The sequence below is a fragment of the Chitinispirillales bacterium genome, assembly GCA_031254455.1.
GTDB lineage: Bacteria > Fibrobacterota > Chitinivibrionia > Chitinivibrionales > Chitinivibrionaceae > WRFX01.
Genome location: JAIRUI010000120.1, coordinates 1 through 10,061, shown reverse-complemented (window position 1 = coordinate 10,061; position 10,061 = coordinate 1). Strand labels below are relative to the sequence as shown.

Here is a 10,061-nt window from a genome sequence, read left to right as displayed (position 1 = left end):
AAAACGCATTTGGGAATTTTTTGAAAGCGTTTCCAATTCGTATTCAAAACGATTTTGGGCGGACGGTTTCATCTTTTTTCCAAAATGTAGAAAAACGTTTTATATTCGTGAATAATTTCATTGTCTTCAAACATTTTTTCGTATTGTAAAACAAATTCTTTAAGACTTTTTGACGAAAGAATGTTGCCGTCGTGGCTTGCCGCGCCGATTTTTGAAATACTTTTCAGCGCATCATATGCGAAATTAAATTTCTGCAAAAAAATATTTTCATTTTTTGCGGTGACTCCAAACCCGACTTCCTGAAAAATTTCTTCCAAAAATTCTTGTTTATAAAATGAAACGAGTGGTTTTATTCCGAATTTTTTTTGCAAAAACTGTAATTTCTCAAGCGTTCCGTATCCAAAAATTGCGATTATCAATTTCCCGTCAATTTTAATAGCGTTAAATAAATTTTGCAAAACTTTTTTAATATTTTTACTCCATTGAAGAGCCGAGCAGGAAATTATTTTATCGAAAGAATTGTCCGAAAACGGGAAAAAATCAAAATCTCCGCAGACACTGTTTTCATTTTGCAGAAGAGGTATAAGAGAAATATCAAAAGAAATTATGTTTATTTCTCTAAAAATTCCAACGAGTTTTTTTCGTGCAAATCCGGTTCCGCTTCCCAAATCAAGCCATAAGCCGTTTTTGAATTCAGGAACTTTTTCGATGCAAAATTTGACCGTTTCTTTAGTAATTTCATTTTGAATTTTCGCATTTTGTTCGTATCCGGCAGTTTTTGAGCCGAAAAACACCGCACAGTTATTCATCAACACCTCCTTTCGTCTTTTCCTTGCCAATTTTTCCATTCTTCGTAGTGGGGAAATTGCCGTTCTTTTTCGCGAAATTGCTTATGATGAACATTACGGCGTATCCCGGAAATTTCCGGCGGATAAGCAATGTGAAGCATTTCGTGGTACATAACTGATTCTATGGCAAAATCCGGAACAGAATGCAGGTTATATAAACCGGCGATTGTTATTAAATGAAAAGGGACGCCTCGCTCGTCTCGGCAAATTGTGTGATATGACGTTCTACTTCCTACTTTCCCCCATCTGAAAAAGCATTTTAACGCACCGTCAAAATATTCGTTATTAAGTTTGTTGAAAATATCTGTTAAATCAAATTTCTTTCCGTCGGTATATCGAAATTTTTTTTGCGGGGCGATAATAATTCTTTTTTCATCAAATCCAAATTCGTCTTTTATGAACGCGTAAATTTTGTCTTCCAATTTTTTAATTTGTTTTTTTGCTGTTATATTTGCATTTCGTCTATTAAATTTTTGTTCTATGATAATTTGCGCCCAACATAAAAGAGCCTTTTTTATTTCGTCCGGGACATAGGCGAATGAATTAGGTATAATAAGCGAATATTTGCCCACTTTTTTTTCTAAACGCCAAGTTTTTTTTAACCTGCTGCTTCCGAATATTGCGATATCCAGCCCGGTAAAATCGTTTAAAATCTGAGCAAAACTATTATTATTAAGTATTGGAAGTAGTGTTTGCATCCCAATGTTATGCATAAAATTCCATATTAAAAAAAGTTTCTCATAACAAGAAACTTTTTTTTAATACAAGTAAAAAATAAATATTACTTATTAACCGCTTCTTTAAATGCAGAACCTGCTTTAAAACGAACAGTTTTTGATGCAGGGATTTCAATTTTCTGTTTTGTTTTTGGATTGAACCCTTTTTTAGCTCCTCTTTCCGCACGTTCGAAAGAACCGAAACCAATCAGTTGGACGGCATTGCCTTTAATCACCGATTCTTTAATTGCATCAAGAATCCCACCCAATGCTTTTTCAACATCACCTTTTGCAAGCCCTGTTTTTTCCGCAGCCGCCGAAACCAATTCGCTTTTGTTCATAATAAACCCTCCGTTAATTGTTTTGAATGAAACCATACACAATCAATAATATAATATATTTTTATCGTAATAGTGTATAAATTTAAATAAAAAATAAAAATTCATTTAATTAATAACAAATTTTATTATTTTAATATGAATTTTTAGAAACTATTATTTTATTATGAATATACAAATTGGAGAATTGATTTTAAGTATAACGCTTCCGCTTTTTTTGATAGCGTTATCGTTTTTAGCGTTCTTTCTCAAAAAAAAGTACGCTAAAAAATACCGCTCAAAAAATTTTACTCCCAAATGCGCAATTTTTATCCCTTGCAAAGGAATTACGGACGATTTTGAAAGAAACATTGAGCGATTTTTCGAACTCCCCTATCCTAATTATGAACTTTTTTTTGCGGTAGAAAGCGAAACTGACGTCGCAGTCGGCGTTATTCGTCAAAAAATTGATTTCTACAAAAAAGGGACGCTTGTCGTTTCCGAACAAACAAAATTTTGTGGGCAAAAAAATTTGAATTTGGTTCGCGCGGTCGAAAAATCCGGCGAAAATATAGAAATTTTTATTTTTGCCGACTCCGACATTGCACCGAAGTCCAACTGGCTTGATTCTTTAATTCGTCCGTTTGAAAACGAGAAAATTACGGCGGCAAGCGGATTTCGTTGGCTTTATTCCAAAACAAGTAACATAGGTGCAATTGTTCATAGCTTTCAAAATTATGTTTTGTTTGTACTTTTTGTTATGTCGGCGAAATTATTTAATTCAGGGCTTTGGGGCGGTTCAATGGCGATAAGAAAAAAAGATTACGATGCTTTGAAAATTCGTGAGCGCTGGATCGAAACGAGCGTCGACGATCTATCGCTTGCCGAAATTTTGGTAAAAAACAAAAAGAAAATCGAGTTTTGTTTTGATGCGATAACCGACACTGACGATACGATAAATTCTTACTTTAAAGCGGAGAAATGGTTCGTACGTCAAGTACAATATCTCAAATATCATCAAAGAATTTCATGGTTTTTTGCTATTTTACTTTCACTTGTTTCACTTTTCATGTTTGTAAGAATTACAATAATTGTAATTCTTGCCATTGTTAAATTTGACATTGCGAATTTGCTTTTACCGATTTTCTTTTTGGGTGGAATTTATTGGTTTGCGACTATGTTTTGTTTATATGGAGTAAAAAGTAAAATAGTTCCGTTCGTTTTTTATGCGCCGCTGTCACTTTTCAATGTGTGCATCTGCGTGATAAAAACCGCGTTTATTGGCGTTATTGATTGGAGCGGATATAGGTATTTTATGAATTTTTGGGATGGAAAAGTCAAAAAAACGGAGAAATTATAGATGAATTGCGCATTTTTTGTGTCCGGACGCGGAAGCAACTTTGAAGCTGTTTTGAAACAGGTGAAAATTGGAAATTTGAAAATAAAAATTCCGCTTATCGTGAGCAGCAGCGAGACTGCGCCGGTTGTAGAAACGGCAAAATCCGAAAATATTGAAGTTTTTTATGCGAACAAAGAAAATCGGAAAAAAATTTTGGATGTTCTCCTTGCAAAAAAAATTGATTTAATTGTACTTGCCGGATATATAAAAAAAATTCCCGATGAAATAATTTTTGCATTCAAGAACAAAATCATAAATATTCATCCGTCACTGCTTCCGGCGTTTGGCGGAAAAGGAATGTTCGGTGAATTTGTTCATAAAGCGGTCATCGACAAAGGGGTAAAAATCAGCGGACTAACGATTCATTTGGTCGATGAAAAATATGACAACGGAGCGATTTTGTTTCAAAAGGCTGTAGATGTAAAAAATAACTACACACCGCAAGACTTGGCGAAACGAATTTTAATTGAAGAACACGATTCTTTATGGAAAGTAATTAAAGCGTTTTCGCAAAATCGTGTAATTATTGATGGAAGCAGAGCGAAAATCGCTGATGAATAAAACGTTTGACGAAAAAATATTGTTTGATTTCGATGAGCAAAAAAGAAAAATTTATGGAATTATCGTCGGTAGCGACGAGGCCGGACGCGGTCCGCTTGCAGGTCCGGTTGTGGCGGCGGCGATTATATTGTCGGGACGGGAAAATTTGCCGCAGTTAAACGATTCAAAAAAATTAAACGAAGAAACGCGCGAAAGGTTGTTTGGGGAAATTTGCAATCAAGCGGCGGCGCTCAGCGTATTTTGCGTTTCACACAAAGAAATTGATGAAAAAAATATTCTCAACGCCTCGCTTTTTGCAATGTACAAATGTTTATCGTCATTAAAAATGAAATGGAATTGCGCTCTTATCGACGGGAACAAATTTGTTCCGCAGATTGATAAAAAATTTCAGGAAACTATAGTTAAAGGCGATGCAAAAAGCGCAAGCATAGCCGCCGCAAGTATCGCGGCAAAGGTTGTACGTGACAGAATTATGAAAAATTACAACAAGAAATACCCCGAATACAATTTTGCAAAACACAAAGGATATCCCACAAAAGAACATTATGAGGCGATAAAAAAATTTGGAATTTCACCGATTCATAGATTGTCTTTTTGCAAAAATATTGGAATTGAGCAAATAAAAATGTTTTAGAAAGTCGAAAAAGATTATATTCTGGCTGCTGAAACTTAAAAAGGGGCTTTTATTAAAAAATATTTTGCAAAAATTACCATATTTTTTGTCGTGTTATTTTCGATTTCGTTATCTTTTTCCGAATCTTTGAAAGAACAGCGAGAAGACGCGTTTTTTACACACGCCGGAGATATTTTACAGATCGCAATTCCGCTTTCGGCTGGAACATACTCTCTCATAATTCACGATAAAGAAGGATTGAAAAATTGGTTTTTTTCAATGGGTTCAACCGCAATTTTGTCTTATTCGCTAAAATATGCTGTGGGACGCCCGAGACCGTTTCAAGACCAAAATAAACGCGGCGATTCTTTTCCATCGGGACACACCGCGGCGGCATTTTCGGGAGCGGCTTATTGGCATGCTCGATACGGTTGGCGTGCGGGAATTCCGGCGTATGTTTTGGCGTCCGCCGTCGGATATTCACGAGTTTGGTCGGGATGGCACTATTGGACGGACGTTGCGGCTGGTGCGATAATAGGGATTACATTTTCGCATTTATTTACCACGCCATACGAAAAAGTACAGATTTCCGTCGGCGCAAACCAATCAGGAGGACATATAGCGATTCTGGCGTATTTTTAACGGAGATATTTTCTTTTAAGAACACTATACGCTTATGCAAAAAACAAATATCTATCTTCTGGTGAAAACTCTCGAAATTTTTAACTTGACACTATATAATAAAGTATTGTAGTAATTATATACATGTTTTACACAAATTTTGGTACAGTCTCACACCCCAAAAAAAATCACCACTCACCTACTAATTCCACATCTCCGCTTCCATTGACAATTTCACCGATTTGCGCCGGAACAAACTGACGAATATCCGGTTCGTTAAGTAATTTTTGTGCGTCTTCTTTGGCGATTACCGCTATTAGACCAATCCCCATATTAAACGTACGATACGCTTCATCAAGTTTCATATTACCCCGCTCGACTAAAAACTTGAAAATCGGAAGCGGAATCCAAGAATTTATGTTTATTCTCGCGTTGCAGCAATCCGGTAAAATTCTGTCGATGTTATTTTGAAAACCGCCGCCGGTCAAATGCGCGATTCCTTTGATATATCCCTTATTAATAGCGGAAAAAAGCGGTGTATAAGCAAGATGCGGACGGAGTAAAACTTCCCCAAACGTCTTATTTTCCGGTTCAAAAATGTCGTCATATTTTTTGTTTGCAATTTCACGTACAATTTTTCGTGCAAGAGAATAACCGTTCGTGTGTAATCCGCTTGAAGATAACCCGATAACCACATCGCCTTTAGTAATTTTTGAACCGTCAATTACCTTTTCTTCATCGACAACGCCGACAATCGTTCCCGCAATATCGTAATCGCCTTCTCGATACATCCCCGGCATTTCCGCCGTTTCACCGCCAATAAGCGCAATTTTGCTTTCTCTACACGCTTGTGACAATCCTTTTACTATTTGCTCTATAATTTTCGGCGACAAAATTCCCGTTGCAATATAATCCAAAAACACTAACGGTCTTGCCCCCATAACCAAAATATCGTCAATGCAATGATTTACTATATCGTATCCGACAGTATTATGTACGCCTGTTTCTACAGCGATTTTGAGTTTTGTGCCGACACCGTCAACCGAACTTACCAAAATCGGATTTTTCATATCTTTGAAAAACGAAACGTTAAACATTCCGCCGAATTGTCCGAATTTCCCGACTACTTTATCGTTATAAGTAGTTTTTACGAGCTTGCCGATTCTTTCTTTTGTATCGTCCCAAGCCGCCAAATTAACGCCTGCGTCGGCATACGAAATTGATTTTCCCGTTTTTTTCAAAAAAGTCATTTTTTATCCTTCTATACATAAAATATTAAGGAGAAATAGTAATTACCGCAAAAGCTACAAATTTCTGTTGTTGGCGTTAGCGCTAAGTATTAAACCTACCAATATTGAAACCGTAATCGTAAACGAACCCCCGTAACTCAAAAAAGGAAGCGGAAGCCCTGTTACAGGCATAAGCCCTATAACCATAGCAATATTTACAAAAATATGATATACAAGTAACGATACCGCTCCTACAATGATAATGTTAAAAAATCTGTCATTGACAAAACGTGTAGAATACAACGCTCTGGCTACAAACAAAAAGAATAGTAAAATAATAAAAAAACAACCGATAAACCCGAACTGCTCGCCAAGAACAGAAAATATAAAATCGGTATGCTGTTCGGGAAGATACGCCAAATTAACCTGCGTTCCCTCAAGATAACCTTTGCCTAAAATTCTACCGGAACCTATCGCAATTACCGATTGAATTACCTGATAGCCGCTGCCTTTTGGATCAAGTTGCGGCTTAATAAAACTTATCACTCTAACTTTTTGATATTGGTCAAGCGTATTTTCCCAGATTAAAGTCGCTAACGATGCAAAAAAAAGATTTACGGATACTACAATTATGGTAAGAAATTTATTTAAACGAAAACGATACAATACAAAACACAAAAGAACAAAAAATATCGCCCAAGGAATAGCACAAATAATTCCAAAATATGAATTTTGAACGTTATCGGCTAATACTTCCAAATCAGAATTAGGTATTCCTCTTTGGACAAATATTACAATAAGCGGCAGAATAGCAAAAATAGTGGAAAGCACCGGTGAAACCAAATAAAAAATCTCAATAAGCGTCATTCCCGCCCAATAAAAAATCGGGAGTGACATTGAAACGAGCGCAAGTGTTGTAGAAAGGTCAGGCTGCTTCACAACCAAACCGAAAGGAACTAAAATCAAAAGAGCCGGAACAACGAGCGAGATCGGATTTTGCAATGAGATTTCGTTTTTTGTAAAATACCTTGCAAGCACAAGCAAAAGTCCTATTTTAGCAAATTCGGAGGGCTGAATTTTTAATCCTCCAATCAATAACCAACGTCCTGCACCCTTTACCGAAACTCCTTTTACCAAAACAATAATAAGCAAAATTATTGTCGCAACATAAATAACAGGCGTTATTTTATAATACCAGTGAGTAGGAACGGAGATCATTACAAATACGATAAATATTCCCATTGCCGTCCAAATAACTTGATTTTTGAAAATCCCTACAAGCGGTCCGCTTGTTTGAGTAGCAACGGCGCTATAAACAAGCGCATTTCCAATAACCCATAAAAAAATTGCCGTAATAAAAAACATTTTATCAAAAGATTTTTTCTCCGCTTTTTGTTTTATCATTTATACTCCGTTTTATTTATTTTTCGATATTTAGCTGCAATTTTCTGACCTTCTTCCGTATTGTCAAAGTAGTAATTTAAAATATTCCCTACAATAGGAGCGGCAAATTTGCTTCCTCCTCCGCCAACATTCTCAACCACAACAGCTACAGCAATAACAGGATTATCCATAGGCGCAGCCGCAATAAACAACGCATGGTCTCCTCCAAGCGGATTCTGCGCCGTTCCGCTTTTTCCGCCGACGGGAATACCTTCCACCCGCGCACGTCGACCGGTTCCGCCACCCTCTTCAACCACGTTATTCATACCTCTTTTTACGATTTCTATTGATTTTGGCTTTATACTCTCAAGCGAGTACATTTCTTCGCTAATTTCGCGGCGAAACACTATTTCGGTATCTGCATAAACTACCTCTTTTAAGAGATATGGCTTATATCTTTCTTTCCCGTTTCCGAGTGCGCCAACCATAACCGCCAACTGTAAAGGAGTAAAAATCTGTTGCTGCCCAATTGCCAAATCAAGGACAAGTCCTTCCGACCATTTCCAATTTCTTTTGGCAAATCTTTCGTTATATGCCTCTTCTCCCGATTTATATCCGTTACTTTCCACAGGCAAATCAATTCCGGTTTTCTCACCCATACCCAAAATATCAACATAATGATTTATCAATTTATCGCCTACTCTCAGCCCCAACTGATAAAAATAAACGTTGCACGAAACCTTAATAGCATCGTAAAGATTCAAACTTCCGTGTCCATTATGATACCAGCATTTAGCTACCCGGCTCCCGATTCTAAACGCTCCCGTACAACTCTTGGGAAATCTCGCGTTGGGATCTAAATGTGCACTATCCACCGCAGCAAGCGCCGCAACCGGTTTGAACGTCGAACCGGGAGGATATGTCCCGACAACCGCCCTATTGTTAAGCGGTTTCATGAGATCGTTTACGATTTTCTTCCATTGTCCTTCGCGAAGTTTCGTATCTAAAGAAAAAATATTCGGATCAATCGACGGAACGCTTACTATGCATAAAACTTCTCCAGTTCGCGGATCAAGAGCGACCGCCGCACCTTTCATCGTATCTTCGAACGATTCATACGTAATTTTTTGCATATTCGCATCAATGGTCAAATATACGTTACTACCGCCGATCGGCTCTTTAAACGGATATTCTTCTGCAACCCTAAGCCGCCGCCCATGTGCATTTCTTTCAATATAATGCAAACCATCCTGCCCATGAAGAATATTTTCATACTGTTTTTCAATTCCAGCTTTACCGATAAAATCACTTTTTTCATATCCCATAAACTTCAAAGTATCAAGTTGCGACGGATCTATACCGCCTAAATACCCAATGACATGAAAACAACTCATCCCGACAGGATAATCACGCCGCATACTGGTTTCTATTATTATTCCTGGCAATTGCGATGAATGTTCGCTGATTACACTCACATAATCAAAAGAAATATCTTCTTGTAAAACAGCAAACTGTGACAAACTGCGCCTTTTTATTCTTGATATACTTTCAACAAGCTCCGTAGAATCAAACAGTGCAACGCCGTTTCGGTCTTTTATCTTGAGAAGCGGTTCAATAATATTGTATTTTTTAGGAACAAGAACCGGAATAATTCCTACAGAATAAGATGGGCGATTTTGTGCAAGAATAACACCGTTTCGGTCATAAATAAATCCACGCGGCGCTTTTATTATTTCTTGAATAACCTGATTGTCAACCGATTGTGCAAAATTTTTATCTCCTTCAAAAATTTGGATAAAAAATAAACGAAGAATAAGGATAAGGAATAAAAAAACCACACCAAATGTCAAAACAATACTTTTACGTTCCCTCTCACTGGAATTTTTTTCGGGTAACGCACCAATAACGGATGCCATGAATCAGGTTCTCCATTTCGCGGGAAGAAATAAATCTTTCGCAACAAAAAATACAGACGCTAAAAACACGGTGTAAATAGCTCTCGGAATAGAAAATTTGAATATATATTCGTATATTTCCATAATATTTTCTCCGTTTTGATAAATATTCGGTACGTATATAATAATATCGTTAATTATCAGCGCTGCAGCCAAAATAATTAGTTGAAAAATCAAACCGACCATAAAATTTTTCCGGTCAAAAAATCCTATCGCGCCGCCGATTATAGTTTTTGCAAGAGCATTAACTCCAAGAATTTCAGACGAATAAATATCAACGAACAAACCTAAAATAAAACCTACCCAAATACTTGCCGTTTGCCCGTATTTTATTGAAAAAATAAAAAGCATAAATACAATAATATCCGGAGTTATACCTAATATTGAAATTTTCGGAATTATCGCCGCCTGAACAAGTA

General features: G+C 36.8%; 11 protein-coding genes. 4 read left to right on the top strand and 7 right to left on the bottom strand.

What is annotated here, in order from left to right; all coding sequences use genetic code 11:
* Positions 1 to 68 precede the first annotated feature (68 nt).
* The 3 genes from LBH98_09565 to LBH98_09555 form a co-directional block, all read right to left on the bottom strand.
* Positions 69 to 809, bottom strand: a complete 741-nt coding sequence (locus LBH98_09565; protein ID MDR0304993.1) for a methyltransferase domain-containing protein — start codon at positions 807 to 809, stop codon at positions 69 to 71.
* A complete protein-coding gene (locus LBH98_09560; GenBank protein ID MDR0304992.1) occupies positions 809 to 1,561 on the bottom strand; it encodes a hypothetical protein in 753 nt (250 codons plus the stop codon). The genes LBH98_09565 and LBH98_09560 overlap by 1 nt, the downstream gene beginning before the upstream one ends.
* A gap of 68 nt (positions 1,562 to 1,629) precedes the next feature.
* Positions 1,630 to 1,905 carry an HU family DNA-binding protein gene (locus LBH98_09555; protein MDR0304991.1) on the bottom strand — a complete coding sequence of 92 codons (276 nt, stop codon included), beginning with the start codon at positions 1,903 to 1,905 and terminating at the stop codon, positions 1,630 to 1,632.
* A gap of 163 nt (positions 1,906 to 2,068) precedes the next feature.
* On the opposite strand from LBH98_09555, the gene LBH98_09550 reads away from it, so the two are divergent.
* The 4 genes from LBH98_09550 (at position 2,069) to LBH98_09535 (ending at position 5,096) form a co-directional block, all read left to right on the top strand.
* The gene (locus LBH98_09550) at positions 2,069 to 3,241 is read left to right on the top strand and encodes a glycosyltransferase family 2 protein (GenBank protein MDR0304990.1); all 1,173 of its coding nucleotides are present in this window, start codon (positions 2,069 to 2,071) and stop codon (positions 3,239 to 3,241) included.
* Positions 3,242 to 3,841, top strand: a complete 600-nt coding sequence (locus tag LBH98_09545; GenBank protein MDR0304989.1) for a phosphoribosylglycinamide formyltransferase — start codon at positions 3,242 to 3,244, stop codon at positions 3,839 to 3,841. It abuts the gene before it with no gap.
* Positions 3,834 to 4,475 carry a ribonuclease HII gene (locus tag LBH98_09540; GenBank protein ID MDR0304988.1) on the top strand — a complete coding sequence of 214 codons (642 nt, stop codon included), beginning with the start codon at positions 3,834 to 3,836 and terminating at the stop codon, positions 4,473 to 4,475. The genes LBH98_09545 and LBH98_09540 overlap by 8 nt, the downstream gene beginning before the upstream one ends.
* 258 nt (positions 4,476 to 4,733) lie before the next feature.
* Positions 4,734 to 5,096 carry a phosphatase PAP2 family protein gene (locus LBH98_09535; GenBank protein MDR0304987.1) on the top strand — a complete coding sequence of 121 codons (363 nt, stop codon included), beginning with the start codon at positions 4,734 to 4,736 and terminating at the stop codon, positions 5,094 to 5,096.
* Positions 5,097 to 5,263: 167 nt separating this feature from the next.
* Here the strand turns inward: LBH98_09535 and purM are convergent, their stop codons facing one another.
* From purM to mreD, 4 genes are all read right to left on the bottom strand, one after another.
* The gene (gene purM, locus LBH98_09530) at positions 5,264 to 6,325 is read right to left on the bottom strand and encodes a phosphoribosylformylglycinamidine cyclo-ligase (GenBank protein ID MDR0304986.1); all 1,062 of its coding nucleotides are present in this window, start codon (positions 6,323 to 6,325) and stop codon (positions 5,264 to 5,266) included.
* Between the two features lie 54 nt (positions 6,326 to 6,379).
* The gene (rodA, locus tag LBH98_09525; GenBank protein ID MDR0304985.1) at positions 6,380 to 7,708 is read right to left on the bottom strand and encodes a rod shape-determining protein RodA; all 1,329 of its coding nucleotides are present in this window, start codon (positions 7,706 to 7,708) and stop codon (positions 6,380 to 6,382) included.
* Entirely contained in the window at positions 7,705 to 9,603 is a 1,899-nt protein-coding gene (gene mrdA, locus LBH98_09520) for a penicillin-binding protein 2 (GenBank protein ID MDR0304984.1), read from the bottom strand. Before mrdA ends, rodA begins: the two co-directional genes overlap by 4 nt.
* 3 nt (positions 9,604 to 9,606) lie before the next feature.
* The coding region (mreD, locus tag LBH98_09515; GenBank protein ID MDR0304983.1) for a rod shape-determining protein MreD at positions 9,607 to 10,061 on the bottom strand (455 nt) is incomplete at its 5' end.